We start from the raw sequence: 20,275 nt of genomic DNA, 5'->3' as shown, positions 1-20,275 counted from the left end.
TATATTTTTTTTGCGCTAGGGATTGCAGCAAGCTACCGTGTAGCGCGGAAAGCCCGACACCGCTATAGGCGGTGGAGCGCCCTAAAAATTTAAAATATGTTTAGCAATAGTAAAATAGATCAGTATTCCCAGCACGTCATTACTGGTAGTAATAAACGGACCCGTAGCAATAGCAGGATCTATCCCTCTTTTATTTAAGAATATGGGTATAAAGGTGCCTATAACAGCGGCGTTTACCACTACGGAAACTAGCGCGATCCCTATGGTAAACGACACCATATAAGTTGTGCCGAATCCAAAATGACTGATTAAAATAAAGATGGCAGCCAATGCTAATCCATTTACCAAACCTAAGAGAAGTTCTTTTAATAGACGCCCTAGAATTTCACCTTTTTTAATAGTATCGTTTGCCAATCCCTGCACCACTATTGCGGAGGATTGCACTCCTACATTCCCTGCGGTTGCCTGCATAAGAGGGATAAAAGCAAGTAGAATGGGAAACTTTACAAATGCGCCTTCATACACATTTATAATACTTGCAGCCCCAATTCCTCCCATCATTCCAATAAATAGCCAAGGCAAACGTGCACGCGTAAGTTGCCAAATGCTATCATCGGCTTCTACATCTTGCGAAATACCTGCTGCTAATTGGTAATCTTTTTCTGCCTCTTCCCGGATTACATCTACAATATCATCAATAGTAATCCTACCAACCAATCTACCAATTTCATCTATTACCGGAATAGCTTCCAAATCATATTTCATCATGATTCGCGCTACCTCATCTGGTCTCTCGTTTACATTTACATAATCAACCTTAGGGATATAAACATCCTTAATATTGGTCTTGGTAGAGGTAGTTAACAAGTCTTTTAGGGAGAGTCTTCCCTTTAGTTTTCCCTCGTCATCTACCACGTAAATAGAATGCACACGTGTTACATTCTCTGCCTGTGCCCTCATTTCCTTAACACAGGTAAGCACATTCCAATTCTCATTTACTTTTACCAGCTCCTTCGCCATTAATCCCCCAGCAGAATTCTCATCATATCGCAATAGGTCTACAATATCCTTTGCGTGCTCTCTATCTTCTAACTCGGAAATTACCTCTTGCACTATTTTTTTAGGAAGCTCCCCTATGATATCCACGGCATCATCCGTATCCAATTCATTTAGCTCCTCTGCAATCTCCTTAGCAGAGAGGTTTCCTAAAATAGTTTCCCTTACATCCTCATCTAACTCCGTAAGGGTTTCCGAGGTTTTCTCGGTATCTAATAATTTAATTAGGTAAGTGGCATGATCTTCATCTAGATCATTCATCAATTCTGCCACATCCGCATAATGCACCTCTGCCAATAAGGAAATTATAGTTTCATCCTTTTGGTTATCTATGAGCTGTTCTATTTCAGCTATAAATTCTTCGGTGAGTTTAAACGGTGTCATTTTGTATTTTATGTGTCAAGGAAATGAAATCTGAAACGCTCAATTGTTCAGGTCGGAGCCCAAATATAGCATCTTCTTTAAGAACATCGGAGAGATTGAAAATTTTTAAACTATTCCAAAGTGTTTTTCTACGATGGTTAAAAGCAGCTTTCACCACTTTTTTAAATAATTTTTCATCTACACCTAATTCCAAATCTGTTTTTCTTGTTAATCTTAAAACCCCAGATTCTACCTTAGGCGGGGGGTTAAATACTTGTGGCGGTACAGTAAACAAATATTCCGCATGGTAAAATGCCTGTACCAATACTGATTGTATCCCATAAGCTTTACTCCCTTTACTCTCACAAATCCTTTCTGCAACTTCTTTTTGGAACATCCCCGAAAATTCTGGGATATACTCCTTGTATTCTAGCATTTTAAAAATAATCTGCGTAGAGATATTATAAGGGAAATTTCCAATAATGGCGAATTGCTCCTCTCCAAAAAGCGATTTAAGTTCATATTGAAGAAAATCTGCTTCCAAAACCTTAAAACTACCTTTGGGATGCTTAGATTTTTGATGTTCCAAGGAAAAGCTCTCGTTAAGATATTCTATGGATTCCGAATCTAGATCCATAGCTACTAGATCTATATTCTTCTCTATTAGGTATTTTGTAAGCACTCCAGTTCCTGGACCAATTTCAATAACATTCCTATACCCTTCCAAACTAAGGGTCTCCCCAATTTTCCTAGCAATTCCTTCATCCTTTAGAAAATGCTGCCCCAGAAATTTCTTTGCCTTTACGGGACCTTGGTCTTTTTTAGAGTTAAATGGCTTGCCTTGGTAAGGTTTATATGACTTTTTTTGCTTTTTGCTCATCTATTAAATTGATGGGTTTTATTAATGGTTACCTACAACGGCCAATTCTGTCCTAAAGGCAACAAATTTACCCTCAAAAAGCGCAGTATGTTTTTTGCTAAGCCTTTCTTCATCTTCTGCGTAATACTTTTTTAAAGTTTCTTTGGAGTCTGTAGTATACTGAACGGAAAATGTAAGCCCGCCCATCTCTTCTTCTACCATCACCCGGGTCATTAACGCCTTAGTGAATTTCCCTGTTCCTAACATCTCTGGGATATGGGTGTCGTTCATCCATTTTAACCAATCTTGCTCAATGGATTCGTCAATATTTACAGTAACGTTATATATGTACATAATTATAATTTGTGCTTCTTAAAAGCGTTTTATTATTCTATTTATTAAAAATCTTATTAGCCTGTGGCATCAGTTGACACTATCTCCCCGCAATGCTCTATATTTTCTCCTTGCCTGTGGAAAATAATAACTATCCTGATAATTAAAAACTATCTGCTCATAATGAAATTTGGCCTTTTCCGGATTTACTAAAACAGTATTATACAATTCTGCCAAAGCAAAATGAGCGTCGTCTGCCAAAATACCCCCTCCATAGAACTCCACTATTTTAAGGTAATTAAATTCGGCCTTCCCATATTGTTTTAATTCTGTTAGTATTTGCCCTTGTTTTAGCAAAGCCTCATCCTCTATTTTCTCACCCTTATGATTTTCTAAAACCTCATCTAATAAGGCTACCGCCTCGGCCTTTTTATTTTGATAATTCAGAAAACTTGCCCGAGCATATTTTTTTAAGGCAACTTGAGTAGAATCTTCAAGAGAATTATCTGAAATTAACAAGCTTAATTGCATGGCGTCATTTGCTATTAATTGGGAGGTTGCAGATCGCAATACCTTTAGTTGCGTTAAAGCCCAATCAAAATCCCCTTTATAAAAGCTGGTCTGCGCCACTTTAAATCGTGCTTCTTGACCTAAAACATCATTTTTTAAGTTTTTCTGAATTTGAGAGTAATAGATTAATGCACGATTAAACTCCTGATTAAATACTAAAATATCTCCCAAAGTATTTTTAATATAGGCATTCCCATAATTATTCAAGGGCAATTCTAAACATTTCTCCATAATTTCTATGGCTAGGTCTGGAGTATTTCTGTTAAAAGTTAGAAAATTTGCATAGGCAATTTGCAATTGAAGGGTTTCCATTTGGTAACCATATTCCTGCATTAATTCCGAGAAGGTCTTTTCTATGGATAACAATTCCTTGTCTTCCGCATCCATTAATCTTATCTCTATAAGACTTAATTGCGCATCTAACACTTCTCTTTTATTATCACTATTCTCAACAATAAACGTATACACGTCTCTCGCCACTTCTACTTCTTGGTTATCTAATGCTATTTTCCCTAACCCCTGTAAACGATGAAGCGATTTACCCTCACTCCTTCTGTAAATTGCCCTTTCCTGACTAAACGCGCTACTGTATTCTTTTTGTTGCACAAATAGCCAGCCTAACAATTCGTTCCAAAGCACATCGGGATTTCTTTGTGCATTTTGTAAAAGGATACGTTTAAACTTTATATTGTTGGGATTCTCTGCATCCGAAGTGATAAAATCATTGATATTGCGAAGGACATTAGCTGGGGAAATCTTTCCTTCGCTAATCAGTTTAAGGTAAGCCCCAAACATTTCATCAATTTTACCTTGCTCACCATAAATCCTTGCGATTTGATAATCGAAATTCTGCGCAGGATTTAACTCCATGGCTAGAGAGAAGGCTTTTATAGCATAATCCAACAAAACATAATGTTGAAACTTATACCCAACTCCATACCCATAGTTAGGGTGCTTCTCTATTTGCGCAATGGCTAGATCGTAATTTTCTATTGCCTCTTTCTCCAATCCCTGTAGGGCATAATTACGACCAAGCTCTATATACCCTGTGGGGTAAATAATCCCTTGCTTCATGATATTAAGCAATAATTCTTCTGCTTTATCATATTGCTCTAACTCTTGGTAACAAACTATTAGTCGCTCCGTAAAATCTGTCCGACGAGGATTCTTATCCACCAGTTTTTCAAGAAATACTTTTGCCTTCTCAAATTCCCCATCCTCAAAATACTGCCTTGCCAAGAAATCTTCCTGGGAAAGCACTATTTGAGCGCTAAAACAAAGAAAAAAGAAGAGAATGAATCGCAAAATTACTTTTTAATCAAAGATACGCAGAATGATCAAAGTGAATGGTAGCTATTGTATGCATTTTTAACACAAACCCCAATAATTGATTTAAGCCTACCTGCAGTCTGTTAAACTAACCTGTACTGGGAGAGACAAAATCCGTATAACTAAGAAGTAAAAAACACCCCTAGACTACTCTAGAGGTGTTTAAAAAATGTTCAGTTTTTAAAAAAGAGAATATTAATCTATTCTATCGAAACCGGTATATGGTCTTAGCACTTCTGGAATCTCGATACCGTTTTCGGTTTGATAATTTTCTAAAATTCCTGCTAACACTCTTGGCAAGGCCAATGAACTACCGTTAAGGGTATGTGCCAATTGCATTTTCCCTTTTTCATCTCTAAAGCGTAGTTTTAAACGATTAGACTGAAAGGTTTCAAAATTGGATACTGAACTAATTTCTAACCAACGATCCTGTGCTGTAGAGAACACTTCAAAATCATAGGTCAATGCAGAAGTAAAACCAAGGTCTCCTCCACAAAGTCGCAATATCCTATAAGGAAGTTTCAATTCCCTAAGAATACCTTTTACGTGTTCTACCATTCCGTCTAAAGCTTCATAGGATTTTTCTGGGTGCTCTACACGTACTAATTCCACTTTATCAAATTGATGCAATCTATTCAACCCCCTTACATGCGCCCCATAGCTACCAGCCTCTCTCCTAAAACAAGGGGTGTATGCCGTATAGGTGAAGGGAAAGTCGGATTCGGAAACAATTTCATCCCTAAACAAGTTGGTAATCGGCACTTCTGAAGTAGGAATAAGATAAAGGTCATCTGCCTCTACATAATACATTTGACCTTCTTTATCTGGTAATTGACCAGTTCCTAAACCTGAAGCTTCGTTAACCAAATGAGGAACTTGAATTTCCGTATAACCAGCTTCGGTATTCTTATCTAAAAAGTATGAAATTAAAGCTCTCTGGAGCCTAGCTCCTTTACCTTTATATACTGGAAAACCTGCTCCAGAAATTTTAGCACCTAGCTCAAAATCTATAATATCGTATTTTGATGCTAGTTCCCAGTGTGGAAGGGCATTCTCTACTAAAACAGGAACTTCCCCCTCTTTAAATATTTCCTCGTTATCTTCCTCGGTACTACCAGCAGGTACGGAAGAATGAGGCACATTAGGAATTTGATATAATATATCCTGCAATTCTTGGGCTGTGGTCGTTAAAGTTTCCTGCAACGCCTTAGACTCTTCCTTTAAGTTTCCGGTACGCTCTTTTAAAGCATTAGCTTCTTGCGCCTTCCCGCTTTTATAAAGAATTCCAATCTCTTTGGATAATTTATTGGACTCAGCCAAGGTACTATCTAGTTGGGCTTGTGTAGCCCTTCTTTCTTCATCTAACTGAAGTACCTTATCCAAAAGTGGTTGCGCGTCTATATTTCGCTTTGCTAGCGCCGCTATCACCTTTTCTTTATCTTCACGTATCGCCTGTAACTGTAGCATGTTTCTATTTTTTTGGAGGTCAAATTTAAGGTTAATTGGAGAAGGAATCAATTTTATTACCCTAACAATTTCTACTTACAGGCCTTGGACACAAAAATTAATCTAAAAGAAAACACTACTTATTAATTTTCTAGCGAAAAATCTTCAATTCTAGAGGGCAAAATCCATGGGTTATGTCGAAAATAATTCCAAGGTTCATTGGCCAAATCTACATTTGGATCTATAAAAGGACGCAAGGGCTTACCATTAATTCCTACTTTAGAATCTACAAAAACGGACACTTCTTCCCCCTTTTCTTTATATTCTTTCTTCAAATGCTGGGCAAATTGCCAAATAAAATCTGGATAACTCGCCGTTTTCCGCTGTTGAGATTTCGTCATATAAGTGTCTTGATCTACCATATAAACATCTCCTGTAGATTTACTAACTACCTTATAGGTTGCTACACCCTGCCTACTGCGCAGCATCATTCTCCAACTCATCCTATGCCCTTCTTCTGTCCATAACACATCATCCTTAATAAAGTAATGTCTGACAGGAAGTGCCAATTGCACCGAAAAATAGAGCATTATAAACCCAACAATCCATTTTTTATTGGATGGGGGTTGAAAATCGCCCTTTACAAAAGCTATTTTATTTTTGAGAAATATCTTGCGTATCACTTCTGGCGGATAAAAAAACAAAGTAAAGGCCAGGGCTAAATAAGGGAAGATTCCTATTTGAAAAACAATAGAATTAAAAAGATGAAAAAAGATTGATGCTATAAACGCCCATTTCCTAATAGGCTTCCAAAGTAGGGCTGGTACTATCAGTAAATCGAACAAAATACCCGACACCCCAATAAATTGATGAACAGCAGTATGCTGCAAAAGATCACCCACCAAGGGGTAATGGGCTTTTCCATGAAAGAGAACCTTTAAAAAACTAAAATCTAACCAGTCCCCGTACATTTTTGCTATAGCTGCGTAGGTGTAAACTATAAGCAGTTGTAGCACAATCACCCATTTTACATAAGCGAACATAGTATTCTCTTTAATACTAGGATCTAGTCTTGCATCTATGGAATAATTCTTATTTGCTGGCAAGAAAAACATTATACCAGAAAGCAACAGTAATAGGTAGTAATGGTTGTTATAGGCAGTCTTTTGCATAAGGTACACCCCTGCCCATAAAATGGTAAAGACCAACATGCTAAACCTATATTTATACCCTAGAGCAATACAAATTCCTAAGGTACCCATAACAAAAAAATAGTAATACATACCTGCTCCCGGCAAGGGTTGCAGCCATTCAAAACCTATAAAAGCAAAGGTGAATTGGGGGGCTATTAGGTTACGTTTTACCCATCCTGTAATAATTGCTCCGTAGCATTCTAAACTAATGAGCATCCCAAAAAACATACGAAAAATCAATAGCGCACTGTTATCAATCTTCGTAAAGAGAAATCTATTTAGCATTATTTAGGAATTAGCGAAAGGGAGGTTTCCCTATCTTTTCCCAACTGTGCCTTTAAGGCTTCTAAAGAATCGAATTTAATTTCGTCCCTTATGCGATCTATAATATCTATTTGGAGTTTTTTTCCGTAGAGGTCCTGATTAAAATAAAAGAAGTTTATTTCTATAGTTCGTTTTGTTCCAGCTACCGTAGGATTTACCCCAATATTCATCATTCCGTAAACCGTCTTTCCGTTTATGACACTACTAACCACATAAACGCCGTTTTTTGGAATTAACTTATAATCTTCCACTATCGACAGGTTGGCAGTAGGAAAGTCTAACTTTCTCCCTAACCCCTTCCCTTTCACCACTGTTCCGGTTAGCATATAGCGGTAGCCTAAATATTTATTGGCCCTGCGAATATCTCCCTCTTCTAAAGCTTTCCTTATTTTGGTAGAACTCACGGAAACCTCATTAATTTCTTGTGCAGATATTTCCTCTACCTGAAAATCTAACGTATTCCCAAAAGCAATTAAATCATTAATATCAGCATTCCTATTTCTCCCAAACCGATGGTCATACCCAATGATTATTTTTTTTACTTTTAATTCATTCACCAAAATGTCCCTAACGAATTCGGTAGCAGATAGTCGGGAAAAATCTTTAGTAAAAGGATGTATTATAAGGTAATCTAAACCTAGGGACTTCATTATTTGGACCTTTTCCTCTATGGTATTCAGAAGCTGTATAGACACATCTTGCTGTAAAACCATCCTTGGATGCGGAAAGAAAGTAAGGACCGTTGATTTTAATCCTAAGACTTTAGCATTGTTAATGAGTCGTTCTAATATTTTCCGGTGACCAACATGAATACCATCAAAAGTACCAATAGTAATGGCCGTGGAATGAATTTTATCGTACCTAGAGATGCTTTGAACTGTTATCACAAATTGAAATAATAAAAAAACCTATCTTTGATAATGCACTAATATCTTGTTGATGGTTGTAAAATTACGCCTTGTTTTATCAATATCCATATTTTTTCTCAGCTTTTACGGAATGGCACAATCCTCCTACTGGAAAAAAATGGACTCTTATGGCCTTACTACCCAACAACAGTTATTGCGTTTAGAGATAAAAAATGCTAGAGTTTTTGCCTTAGAGCCTAGTCTTTTTAGAAACGAAATAGAGAGTAACACGTCAAGAAAAGGCAAAAAAACCTTAGTTTTCCCAGATTCGGAAGGCAAGCTAATTCCTTTTGAAATAAAAGAAGCCCCGGTCCTTTCCCCTGCACTTACAGAGAAATACCCAGATATAAAATCATTCATTGGACATAGCCTTAATGGATCGGGAGACCGAATCCGATTTAGTGTTTCCCATAATGGCATTCAAAGTATGATTGTTAATACTAATGGTAAGAACGCCACTTTTATGCAGAAAACCTCTCGCGGCAACAATGAGTATATTGTCTACAACCGTGAGGATGCTATTAGAATGAATACCAATTTTATTTGCGAAACCAAATCGGCCTTAGAAACCTACAAAGGGATTTCTTACAATAAATTAGTCGACGATCAGGTACTTAGAAAATATAGGCTCGCCGTTTCTGCCACAGGAGAATACACAGCCTTTCATGGCGGCACCGTAGCAGATGCCCTAGCCGCAATCAATGCAACCATTACTAGAATTAATGAAGTTTTTGAACGCGACCTAGGAATTACCCTAGAATTAGTTGCAGAAACGGAACAGGTAATCTACACTAATAAGGACACTGACCCCTATGGGATTAATTTAAATTCTGAAGTACAGAATACATTAACCTCCGAAGTTGGACCAGAAAATTATGACGTAGGACATCTTTTCCATAAAGATTACAACGGAGGGAATGCTGGATTCATAGCCTCTGCCTGCATAGATTCACAAAAAGGAAGCGCTTATTCTTCCGCTATAACTCCCCAAGGCGATGTTTTTGATTTAGATTTTGTTGCCCACGAATTAGGCCACCAGTTTGGTGCTAATCATACTTGGTCTTATGAATCTGAGGGCACCATGGTACAGGCAGAACCAGGAAGCGGTAGCACAATTATGGGATATGCCGGAATTTCGGGTTTAAATAATGTAGCTCTAAACGGAGACGATTACTTTCACTACCTCAGCATTCTTCAAATAATGGATTATGTAAAATCTACAAGCTGTGGTGAGGTTATTCCCATCCTTAACAATCCTCCACAAATAACTTCTGCTGGCGATTATACCATACCAAAATCTACTGCCTTTATCTTAACAGGAATTGCTATAGATGCAGATACTACTGACGTCCTAACTTATAATTGGGAGCAGATTAATGATGGTATAGTCACCTATAAGAGTTTTGGCCCAACCAATGTTAGTGGGGCCAACTTTAGATCTATTCAACCTACCGTAAATTCCTCCAGATACTTCCCTCGTCTAAGCAGTATTGTAGCCGGCAACCTCGCTCAGACTAACCCAAACACCAATAGTACTTGGGAAACTATTTCAGATGTAGAAAGAGATTTTAATTTTGCCCTCACTGTTAGGGATAATGCTCCGGGAGGCGGACAATTAGATTCTGATATAGTAACTGTACAGGTCACCGAGAAAGCAGGCCCTTTTACGATCACCTCGCAAGCCTCCAATGAAACCTATATAGCCGGCACTAAACAAGAGATAACTTGGGATGTAGCTAATACCAGCCAATTTCCCGTGAATGCACAAAAGGTAGATATATTTTTCTCTGCTAACGGAGGCACATCCTTCCCATTAAAGTTAGCAGACGGCGTTCCCAATGATGGAAAACACGAGATACAAATCCCGGGCTTTGCTACTGCTACCGCAAGAATAATGGTACGCGCTCATGATAATATTTTTTTAGCTGTAAATAGTTCTGACTTTAATATTACCACTTCTGAGATAGTTATGGACTTCCCTAAACTGCAGTATGAAATATGCCAAGGAAGCGATCTAACCACCTCATTTATGTATAGCACATTTGAAGGATTCTCTAAGGAGGCTACATTTTCAGCAACAGGATTACCAACAGGGTTGATGGTTGACTTTTCCCCTGAAACCACAGCTATAAACGACACCTTAGTTTCCCTTACTTTTTCTAATACCAATACCGTAAGTCCTGGCAAATACCCCATCACTATTTTAGCTACAACACCAAGTATTACAAAAAGTATTGAAATAGACGTAACAATCCTAGATACCAACTTTACCAACGTTGAGCTACAGCAGCCAGCCAATGGCACTACCGATACCAGTTTAGGAGTAAAGCTAGAATGGGCATCTAACATAATGCACACCTCATATGACCTTGAAATTGCCGACGACCCTGATTTTACTTCTATTATTAAAACCGACAGTACAATTTTCAATTCCTACTTAACCGATAATTTAACCGAAGGAAAAACCTATTATTGGCGTGTAAAACCTAAAAATAAATGTGGAGAAGGAAGCTTTAGTCAACCGTTTAGCTTTTCCACTATTGATTTGGATTGTGGCACTAGGAATGCTACGGGCCTACCCCTAACGATATCCCCATCTAGACCCTCTACTACTACATCTACCTTAGCGATCCAAAATGATCTTACCATTGCAGATATAAAGGTAAACCTAGATCTATCACACACCTTTCTAGCCGATTTAGAGGTTAATCTTATTTCCCCATCTGGCACAAAGGTAACCTTGGTTTCTAACTCCTGTGGTGGAAGTCAGAATATCCAAGCAACTTTCACTGACGATGCAGATCCATTCAGTTGTGGAACGATTCCTGCAATACAGGGTGCTGTAAAACCTTTGGGATCGCTAAGTGCTTTTAAAGGTGAATCTAGCTTTGGGGAGTGGACCTTAGAGATAATAGATATTGCCCCTTCAGATGGCGGCTCCTTAAACTCATTCTCTATCGATTTCTGTGTGGAGGGCACCTTAAGGATTGATGATGACAACGACGGAGTGTTTGATGACGGAGACGACCTCTGCTTAGGCACACCCCCAGGCACCATGGTAGACTTAAACGGATGTCCAATATACCTTTTCCCAACAGACAATTTTGAGGTAGCAATAAATAGCACATCATGCCGTGGAAATAATGATGGCTCAATTAACATAGATGCTACTATGGAATTAGCTTACCAAGCAACTATTACGGGAGAAGGAATAAATACCAATATAGATTTCACTAGCTCTTATCTGCTACAAGACCTGCCTGCTGGCACTTATGACATATGTATTGTGGGTACTGACGGAGATAAAACCTATGAAGAATATTGCTTTTCAGCCGTTGTAAACGAACCCCACCCTCTAAGTGTAAGCACTACCCTAACACCTGATAGGAGTCAAGTTTCATTAACATTAGATGGCGCCAAAGAATACATCATTACACTCAACGGAGCATTAACCTCAACGGCCGCTCCAGAAGTATTATTAGACCTAAAAAAGGGAGTTAACCACCTTAAAGTTCAGACACAGTCTGCTTGCCAAGGAGTATATGAAGAACAGTTTTTATGGCTAGATGAACCCCAAGCATTTCCAAATCCTTTCTGGGAAGACATCCATATAAACCTAGATAAGATAGAAGAATCTGTAAACGTAGCTATTTATACTTTTACTGGTCAGTTTATAAGTCAGAAAACACACCACCTAAATAGCGACAAACTTACTAGTAATTTTGCTGGCCTACCTTCTGGAAGTTACATTATAAAACTAAGAGGCAAAGACACCAACACCACAATTCAAGTTATAAAAAAATAACCCCCATGAGATCATTATCATTACTATTCATTTTCATAACCCTCATGGCATGCGGAGGAAAAGATTCCCCAAAAGCACCTATTGCAGCACAATTAGTATTTCCAGAAAAAAATTCTGAGTGCACAACAGGCAAAAACGTAAATGACACCAATACCTCAGTAGTAGAGTTTAAATGGCTGCCTTCTAACCATACCGAATCTTACGAGCTAAGGGTCACTAATTTAAACACAAACAATTCTCAAACGGTAGTAGTCAACGGCACTTCTGCAGAACTACCCTTAGAAAAAGGAAGCCCGCATTCTTGGGCTATTATTTCTAAAAACAATAAGACAATAGAAACTGCGAAAAGTGAGACCTGGTTTTTTTACAATTCAGGTGTACAAACTTCGTACACTCCATTTCCCGCAGCGGTAATTACCCCGAAAACAGGCAGCACAATTTCAAAAGATACTAACAACGAAGTTTTATTGAAATGGGAGAGTACCGATTTAGACAATGACTTAGCTGGTTATGAAGTATATTTCTCCACGACCAATCCACCTATCACCAAAATTGGCACCTTAGCTGCAAATCAATCCGAGATAAAAGTAAGTGTAAATGCCAACACAACATACTATTGGCGGATTACGACATTTGACCTTGAAGGGAATAAGGCTAGCAATTCTATTTCAGAATTTAGAATTCGCTAATCTTCAGGATTAGGTATTGTTAAAATGATTCATCGTTCTATTTACTCCGGCTAATACAAAAGAATGCACTAATTCGGTTGTCCTTTCAAAACGTTCTTTGAGCGCTTCTTTCTCCTCTTCGTTCCATTCTCCAAGCACATAATTTACTTGATTACCTGATCCAAAATTGGATCCAACACCAAATCGCAACCTATTATACTTGGTAGTATTCAGGTGAGCTTGTATATCTTTCAACCCATTATGCCCTCCATCACTGCCTTTTGTCTTTAACCTTAGCGTCCCGAAGGAAAGGTGAATATCGTCCGTTAGTACAAGAACATTTTCCAATGGAATATTTTCTTTATCCATCCAATATCGTACAGCTTTACCGCTACGGTTCATATAGGTAGACGGTTTTAAGCAAATAATACTCCTCCCCTTAACCTTAAAGACTCCTACATCTCCCAACTTGTTAGTCTCAAAAGAGAAGTCTTCCTTTGCTGCCAAAGCATCTAAAATTTTAAAACCTATATTATGTCTGGTTTCTAGATATTCATCACCTATGTTTCCAAGACCTACTATTAAAAATTTTTTCATTTCATCCGTTTCATCTAGTAGCAGCTTGTTCACCTTAATAAGTGATTTTAAATAGTGCAACATAGACTTGTGTTTGGAATTATTAAAAATACAAAAGCATCTACTTTCGCAGATGCTTTTGTGAAATCTCAGTAAGCTATTTTAGTTAGCAGCCTCTGCAGCTCCTTCTTCAGTAGCTTCTGCTTCTTCTCCTTCTTCAGCCTCATCATCTACAATAACCATGTTACGTGCAGCCATCACCTGTACAACTGCAGTGGCATCTGGGTGTAGAATAGCAAATTCATCCTTTTTAAGAGATTCAACTGAAATATGCTGTCCAATCTTTAATTTAGAGATATCCACCTCAAAGAAATCTGGCAAGTCACCTGGAAGTGCCTTAATGCTAAGCTTTCTCTTTCTAAATAACAATCTACCACCATTACGAACACCAGGAGAGTTTCCTACTAATTTCACTGGAATATCCATAGAAACTGGCTTGTCTGGGAACAATTGATAGAAATCTACATGAAGAATGCTATCTGTTACAGGGTGAAATTGGATGTCTTGCTTAATTGCATCAAATTTCTTTCCATCACCCAAATCAATCACAACAGTATGTGCGTTTGGAGTGTACACTAAATCTTTGAACGATAGTTCATCTGCTGAAAAGTGTAATGGCTTTTCCCCTCCGTAAATAACGCAAGGTACCTTTCCAGCATTACGTAAGGCTTTTGCTGACTTTTTGCCTACGCTTTCTCTTTCTGATCCTTTAATTGTAATTGACTTCATTATATATTAAATATTAATTAATTTACTTTCTTTTGTTAGCTACCTACATTAAAAATTTGGAGCTAATAGAGGTATTATGATGCACTCTATGCATAACATCTGCAAATAATTCCGCACAACTAATCACTCTAATCTTTTTACTTTCCTTTTTCAAAGGAATGGAGTCTGTAACGATAAGCTCAGACAACTGAGAATTTTCTATTCTTTCATAGGCATTCCCAGAAAGCAATGCATGGGTAGTAATAGCCCGTACACTTGCTGCTCCTCTTTCCATCATAAGGTTTGCCGCAGTAGTTAAGGTTCCAGCCGTATCTACCATATCATCGGCCAATATAACATTCTTACCTTTCACATCTCCAATCAACTCCATGTGAGAAATTGTATTGGCTCCTCCTCTTTGCTTATAACAAATAACTACATCACAATCCAACGCCTTAGAATATGCATAGGCTCTTTTAGAACCTCCCATATCTGGGGATGCAATAGTAAGGTTTGGAAGCTTTAAGCTTTCCAAGTATGGTAAAAATAAGGTAGAAGCAAATAAATGATCTACCGGTTTTTCAAAAAATCCTTGAATTTGGTCTGCGTGCAAATCCATCGTTATGATACGAGTAGCTCCCGCAGCTTCCAACATTTTTGCCACTAATTTTGCCGCTATAGGCACTCTAGGCTTATCCTTTCTATCCTGTCTCGCCCATCCAAAATACGGTATTACTGCTGTAATATGTCTTGCAGATGCACGCTTAGCTGCATCTAACATTAGCAATAACTCCATTAAATTCTCAGAGCTAGGATTGGTAGAACCTATTATAAATACACGCCTACCTCTTACCGATTCTTCAAAGGAAGGTTGAAATTCTCCATCGCTATATCTGGAAAAAACAACAATCCCCAATTCTGTCCCAAAAAATTTAGCTATTTTTTCCGACAATTCTGCACTTTGGGTACAGGTGAAAATTTTTGGTTCCGGCACTTGGTATGACATTGTTAACGTGTTGTTTTTTAGATTATTGGAGTACACATCTTTTAGCAGGTGCAAATTTAGAAATTTATTTGGGTTGCTAAAGTATAAATCTTGATATTTTTTTGTGGTATTAAAGAAAATATTTTCTACTTTTGCAGTCTCAATAAAAATTAGTGCTAATCAGAGGTCCGAAAAACAACTGATAACCCTAATAAATAGTACGCTCGAGTGGCGGAATTGGTAGACGCGCTGGATTCAAAATCCAGTTCCTTTGGAGTGTGGGTTCGATTCCCACCTCGAGTACTTAAATAAAAAGCCGAGATTTAAATCTCGGCTTTTTTGTTATTTCTCTTTCTAAAAACAGCAAGACCTTTTAAAGTAAGGCAGCTTGCTGTTTATAATTAACCAACAACTAACTAAAAATTGTTTTTACTACATCCCAAACAAGGATGTTGGACGGAGGTTAAATTTTCCATCTGTTATCGTCAATTTAACAGGAGATTCATTTTCATTCTGATTGATTTGGTAAAGCTCTCCTTTAAAAGTTCCGGAAAGATGAGTATACCCTTCACCTAACAAGGTCTGATTTCCTATTTTAAAATCATTAACCTTTACTTCTCCCATGATTTTTTCAGGGTTGTTAGGATCTATAGAATAAAACAATCCAAAGTCACCAAGAGAGCCCTCTTGGTCTTTACCGAATGTAATAATACTTGCCCCCTTAGGACTTTCAATATCATAATCCCCTGCTACATAGGTGCCTTTAGGATTTTTAAACTTAGACTCAGGTAAATAAATAGCAATATTAATGGACTCCGACTCACTATCAGATGATGGATTTTCATTAACTTCTCCTTTTACTCCCGTAAGCGAAACTGCAAAAAAATTATCGTATTCCTCATCATCCACATCTCTAATGGTCATCACTGACCCCAAATCACTCTTCCATTCTACACCATTAATTTTCATGCTTATAAAACTATCGTTAGACCATTCTATTTCGTCATTCGAATCATCCTTAGAACAAGCTATAGTTAAAAGTAGAGTAAAGGCTATTAGAATTAAACCAGCTGCTTTATTAAAAACTCTCATAAATTATTTTTTAAATTTTATAATGGAAAATTATATGCTACCCGTAAGCCCAAAAAGTTAGCATTGTTAACAATTTGGTATCTTACACCAAAATCCCAGTCTTCCATATTATATCCACCTCCTATAGATAAACTCACTTCTGTAGAGGAACTACTCCCTCCGAAATTGCCAAATCCAGTATTAGACATATTAACTTTAGAATTTATAGCCACTAAGCCTACTTGAGGCTCAACATAAAATCCGTCAAAATCATGGTTATATCCAAACATTATTGGAATCATACCCAAATGTCCGTTCACATCAGAGCCTCCATCCAATCCGAAATGAATATATCCTAGGGTTCCTGTAATATTCGCATTCTCATTAAGACCGTAATAGATCTTTCCTGTTGCACCAAATCCCATATTATACGCTTCACTAAAGTCGCCCACAGGCAAACCAATTTCTGCTCCTACTCCTATTTTGTGAAATCCGTCTTGTGCAAACGCAACGTATCCAAAAAAGAAGGAGAAAACCGCAAATAAAATCTGTTTTTTCATAATTTCATGATTTAATTAATAACTAAATTCTTTGTGTGCTCAATCGTTAATTCACTCCAAATCAATTACTAATAAACACTATTTACAAGAGTGGATTAGTAAACCTACTATACGGATAAGCAAAACTACATCCTGAGTTAGAATTTAGATTTTATCGAAAATCTCACCAAAAACCCTTAAATTCTCACTCAAAACCACGATTTAATAAGTCAGCCTAGCCGGGTATCGTTATTTGAACTAATATTACCGATATACTGCACAGCAAATTGCCAATGTCAGATCAAATACTTTATAGAGTTTAATAGCTGGCAGGGTCCAATAAAAGATAGCCAACACCTCTCTCTTAATTGGAAACGGAGTAGTTTTAGTTTAATAAGCGCCAATAATATGGTTAAACCAAACCAAGTTTTAATAATGACTAACCGGGTAATTACCATCTAATACTTATGTTAGCATTAGATTGAACCGTTTTTTTTCACAAAAGCATCTCGATGAAACAACAAAGGCTGCACCAATGAAATACTATGGGGAATAGAAAATGCATCTTACTTTTAGCTTCTACCACTTTAAAACAATACGCTAAGATATTGGCATGTTTACCATTTTTTGTTTTTACCGTAGGAACAGCACAAAAAAAACTAGACACCCTAAAGCGGGAACTTTCATTGGCTACCACCGACTCTATGCAGATCAATTTAAAAGTTAAGATCTCTAGAGAACTACATAGACAACCATCACATGGCGAAGAGGACATCCAAATTGCGAAAGAGGCTGTTGATCAGGCTATAAATGCACCAAATTCTATTATATACGCACGAGCCCTTAATAATTTAGGCCTGTTATATCGTTATCATCAACAGTATCCATTATCTATACCGCTTCATGTAAAAGCTTTTGAAATAATAGAAGACCAAGATAGCCTCAGTTTAGACAAAATGATATTTGCTAATAACGCCGGAGTGGCTGGTAGATATAGTGCAGATTATGAATTAGCAGTAAACTACTACATGAAGGCCCTACAAATAGCAGAAGCAGAAAATAGCCTACTAAATATAGAAATAGCATGTAATGGTCTAGGAAATACTTTTATGTCTATACCTCATAGGCAAGAGGAGGGTTTAAACTATTTACAACGCGCACTAAACGTTGCAAAACAAGCAGATAACCGCTTGGGACTAGCCATGAACTACCTAACAATTAGTGGATACTACGACAAACTACTCCAGCACGAAACCGCACGCTCATATTTAAATGAACTCTACAAACTCAATCAAGAGCTAAATGACACCTACGGCCAAGCCATTACCTTAAAGGCATTTGGAGAAAGCTATTTAATAGAAAACAACAACCTATCCCTATCGGAAGATTACTTTTTAAAAGCCTTTCAAATGTTTAAGGGAATTGGAGACAAACACAGACAGGCATTAACCTTGTACAATTTAGGGCAAGTAGCCTTTAAGCAGAAGAACCACCCTTTAAGCTTAAAGCGTTTAACCGATGCCCTAAACAGATCTGAACAATTGAATAACAAGGTGTTAATCGTTAATATTTCCGAAATAATTTCTACTATATACGAAGAAACAGCCAACTATTCCGAGGCCTTAGCCTATTACAAAAAAGCAAGAGATTATAAAGACAGTATTAACCTTGCCTCCCAAGAAGTGCAAATTGCCACTATTGTTAACCAGTTTGACTTAGAGAAAAAAGAAGCAGAAATTGGCCTGCTAAAAAAAGAACAGTCCTATCAACAAAACCAGATAGACAATCATAAAGCAGCCATTAAAAATAGAGGTATTATTATATTTCTATTGGCCGCTGTTTTCTTAACGCTTGCAATTATAATACTCCTACAGTACCGAAATAGTAAAAACAAAAAAAAATCCCAATCTATAATTCACCAACAGGAAAAAGATAAGGTAGAGGCAGAATATAAAAGGAATTTATTGGAAGCAGAAATCCTGGCAAACCAGATGAAATTAAACCCGCATTTTCTATTCAATTGCCTTAACTCCATTAAATTCCTAATTCAACAAAATGACACCCGTAAAGCCATTAAATACCTAGTGAAATTCTCTAGGTTTACACGTATGGTTTTAGAGACTTCCAACAAACCCATGCATAGCATTTTAGAGGAACTAGAACTCATTTCTTTTTATCTTGAATTGGAGAAGAACCGATTTAATAGTGATTTCACCTATACTATTACCAATACAATTGACAATGAAGCAAATAAAGTATATATTCCTACTATGATATTGCAACCTTTTGTAGAAAACGCTATTTGGCATGGACTTCTTCCAAGCAAAAAAGAAACCAAATGCGTTGCGATATCCGTTAAAAAAAATAACGGCAAAGTAGAAATTTATATTGATGATAATGGACAGGGTCGTCAAGAAAAAAAAGCATCTCCATTCGAAGCTCATAAAAGCAGGGGAACCGAAATTACAAATGAACGAATCAAACTATTCAACAAGAGTTACGACAAGTCCCTAGAATATAAAATCATTGATAAAAAAGGAAGTAAAGGAGAAGCCTTAGGTACTTGTGTTGTTATACGTATTAAATAAAAACAAAGATTAGGGAAATGAAGATTGCAATACTGGACGACGAATTGCATTGCGTAGAAAGCTTGTTGTTTCACATTCGTCATTTATTCCCAGAATTTAAGGTAGTTTACAAAAGCACCAATCCCACTGAGGCATTAACGCCTTTAAAAAGATTGGAAATTGACCTTCTTTTTTTAGATGTTGAAATGCCAGAAATGAATGGTTTTGAATTTCTGGAACAGTTCAATGGTCTTCCGTTCGATGTTATTTTTACCACCGCATATAGTCAATACGCCATACAAGCATTTAAAGCTCAAGCTATTAATTACCTCTTAAAACCTATAGACGAGGATGAACTAGAGGAAGCTATCCGCCATTGGCTAGAACAATCCCATTCTGAAGATGAATCCTCCGTGGAGATTTCCAATTTACTAGATCACCTCAAGAAAGAAAACATCTTAAAAAACAAAATAGCTATTCCAGTAAGTGATGGGCTAGAATTTGTTGAAATAAAAGACATCCTTTATTGTCAGAGTCAAAACAACTACACTTCTATATTTTTAAAAAATGGAGAGAAATTGTTTATTAGCAGAACATTAAAAGATGTGGAAAACTCTTTAAAACGTTTTATGTTTATTAGGGTACATCAATCCTATTTAATTAACCCTAGTTATATGCAAAAATATATCCGCAATGATGGAGGCTATATCCAAATGACCAACAACCAAAAAATACCACTAAGCAATTCTAAGAAAGCAATGATCGCTAAGATTTTTGATGGTATTACGAGTTAATCTTATCCTATAGCAACATCTACTACATTTGGTTATACTTACCCGTAGAGCTGGCTTTTTCTTACAAACCATACGGTTTTCACGTCAATCTATACAATGCCATATTATAATTCCCCATCTA

Annotated in this window: 16 protein-coding genes and 1 tRNA gene; 5 read left to right on the top strand and 12 right to left on the bottom strand. The window is 37.2% G+C overall.

Features of this window, described 5'->3' with window-relative positions; genetic code table 11:
- Positions 1–81: 81 nt before the first annotated feature.
- The 7 genes from mgtE to H344_RS0118065 form a co-directional block, all read right to left on the bottom strand.
- Positions 82–1,440, bottom strand: a complete 1,359-nt coding sequence (gene mgtE / locus H344_RS0118095; protein ID WP_026811559.1) for a magnesium transporter — start codon at positions 1,438–1,440, stop codon at positions 82–84.
- Positions 1,427–2,299, bottom strand: a complete 873-nt coding sequence (gene rsmA / locus H344_RS0118090; RefSeq protein ID WP_026811558.1) for a 16S rRNA (adenine(1518)-N(6)/adenine(1519)-N(6))-dimethyltransferase RsmA — start codon at positions 2,297–2,299, stop codon at positions 1,427–1,429. Before rsmA ends, mgtE begins: the two co-directional genes overlap by 14 nt.
- Positions 2,300–2,320: 21 nt before the next feature.
- The gene (locus tag H344_RS0118085; RefSeq protein ID WP_026811557.1) at positions 2,321–2,632 is read right to left on the bottom strand and encodes a DUF4286 family protein; all 312 of its coding nucleotides are present in this window, start codon (positions 2,630–2,632) and stop codon (positions 2,321–2,323) included.
- Positions 2,633–2,701: 69 nt separating this feature from the next.
- Positions 2,702–4,486, bottom strand: coding sequence for a tetratricopeptide repeat protein (locus H344_RS0118080; protein ID WP_026811556.1), 1,785 nt, complete (start codon positions 4,484–4,486; stop codon positions 2,702–2,704).
- Positions 4,487–4,705: 219 nt separating this feature from the next.
- On the bottom strand, positions 4,706–5,977 hold the full coding sequence (gene serS, locus H344_RS0118075) for a serine--tRNA ligase (protein WP_026811555.1): 1,272 nt from the start codon (positions 5,975–5,977) through the stop codon (positions 4,706–4,708).
- A 122-nt stretch (positions 5,978–6,099) separates the two neighbouring features.
- A complete protein-coding gene (locus H344_RS0118070) occupies positions 6,100–7,434 on the bottom strand; it encodes an HTTM domain-containing protein (RefSeq protein WP_026811554.1) in 1,335 nt (444 codons plus the stop codon).
- Positions 7,434–8,360 carry a bifunctional riboflavin kinase/FAD synthetase gene (locus H344_RS0118065; protein ID WP_026811553.1) on the bottom strand — a complete coding sequence of 309 codons (927 nt, stop codon included), beginning with the start codon at positions 8,358–8,360 and terminating at the stop codon, positions 7,434–7,436. The genes H344_RS0118070 and H344_RS0118065 overlap by 1 nt, the downstream gene beginning before the upstream one ends.
- Positions 8,361–8,472: 112 nt before the next feature.
- Here H344_RS0118065 and H344_RS0118060 point away from each other — a divergent pair, with 112 nt between their 5' ends.
- Together H344_RS0118060 and H344_RS0118055 are read left to right on the top strand one after the other, a co-directional pair.
- Positions 8,473–12,186, top strand: coding sequence for a reprolysin-like metallopeptidase (locus H344_RS0118060; RefSeq protein ID WP_240485022.1), 3,714 nt, complete (start codon positions 8,473–8,475; stop codon positions 12,184–12,186).
- Positions 12,187–12,191: 5 nt separating this feature from the next.
- The gene (locus tag H344_RS0118055; RefSeq protein ID WP_026811551.1) at positions 12,192–12,875 is read left to right on the top strand and encodes a hypothetical protein; all 684 of its coding nucleotides are present in this window, start codon (positions 12,192–12,194) and stop codon (positions 12,873–12,875) included.
- 9 nt (positions 12,876–12,884) lie between these two features.
- On the opposite strand, the gene pth is transcribed toward H344_RS0118055, so the two are convergent.
- The 3 genes from pth to H344_RS0118040 all read right to left on the bottom strand — a co-directional run bounded on the left by pth (position 12,885) and on the right by H344_RS0118040 (position 15,204).
- Positions 12,885–13,514 (bottom strand): aminoacyl-tRNA hydrolase, encoded by a 630-nt coding sequence (gene pth, locus H344_RS0118050; RefSeq protein ID WP_026811550.1) that lies wholly within the window; start codon positions 13,512–13,514, stop codon positions 12,885–12,887.
- 78 nt (positions 13,515–13,592) lie between these two features.
- Positions 13,593–14,219, bottom strand: coding sequence for a 50S ribosomal protein L25/general stress protein Ctc (locus tag H344_RS0118045; protein ID WP_026811549.1), 627 nt, complete (start codon positions 14,217–14,219; stop codon positions 13,593–13,595).
- A 43-nt stretch (positions 14,220–14,262) separates the two neighbouring features.
- Positions 14,263–15,204 (bottom strand): ribose-phosphate pyrophosphokinase, encoded by a 942-nt coding sequence (locus tag H344_RS0118040; RefSeq protein WP_026811548.1) that lies wholly within the window; start codon positions 15,202–15,204, stop codon positions 14,263–14,265.
- Between the two features lie 201 nt (positions 15,205–15,405).
- On the opposite strand from H344_RS0118040, the gene H344_RS0118035 reads away from it, so the two are divergent.
- Positions 15,406–15,486, top strand: a tRNA-Leu gene (locus H344_RS0118035).
- Between the two features lie 129 nt (positions 15,487–15,615).
- On the opposite strand, the gene H344_RS0118030 is transcribed toward H344_RS0118035, so the two are convergent.
- On the bottom strand, positions 15,616–16,275 hold the full coding sequence (locus H344_RS0118030; protein ID WP_026811547.1) for a hypothetical protein: 660 nt from the start codon (positions 16,273–16,275) through the stop codon (positions 15,616–15,618).
- 17 nt (positions 16,276–16,292) lie between these two features.
- Positions 16,293–16,814: a hypothetical protein gene (locus H344_RS0118025; protein ID WP_026811546.1), complete on the bottom strand. Its 522-nt coding sequence runs from the start codon at positions 16,812–16,814 to the stop codon at positions 16,293–16,295.
- 524 nt (positions 16,815–17,338) lie between these two features.
- Here H344_RS0118025 and H344_RS0118020 point away from each other — a divergent pair.
- Positions 17,339–19,381, top strand: coding sequence for a tetratricopeptide repeat protein (locus tag H344_RS0118020; protein WP_084148850.1), 2,043 nt, complete (start codon positions 17,339–17,341; stop codon positions 19,379–19,381).
- A 17-nt stretch (positions 19,382–19,398) separates the two neighbouring features.
- Positions 19,399–20,154, top strand: a complete 756-nt coding sequence (locus tag H344_RS0118015; protein ID WP_026811544.1) for a LytR/AlgR family response regulator transcription factor — start codon at positions 19,399–19,401, stop codon at positions 20,152–20,154.
- Positions 20,155–20,275: the final 121 nt, after the last annotated feature.

This window comes from Arenibacter latericius DSM 15913 (assembly GCF_000424985.1).
In the GTDB taxonomy this organism is placed as follows: Bacteria; Bacteroidota; Bacteroidia; order Flavobacteriales; family Flavobacteriaceae; genus Arenibacter; species Arenibacter latericius.
This window is presented reverse-complemented; position numbering and strand designations above follow the sequence as displayed.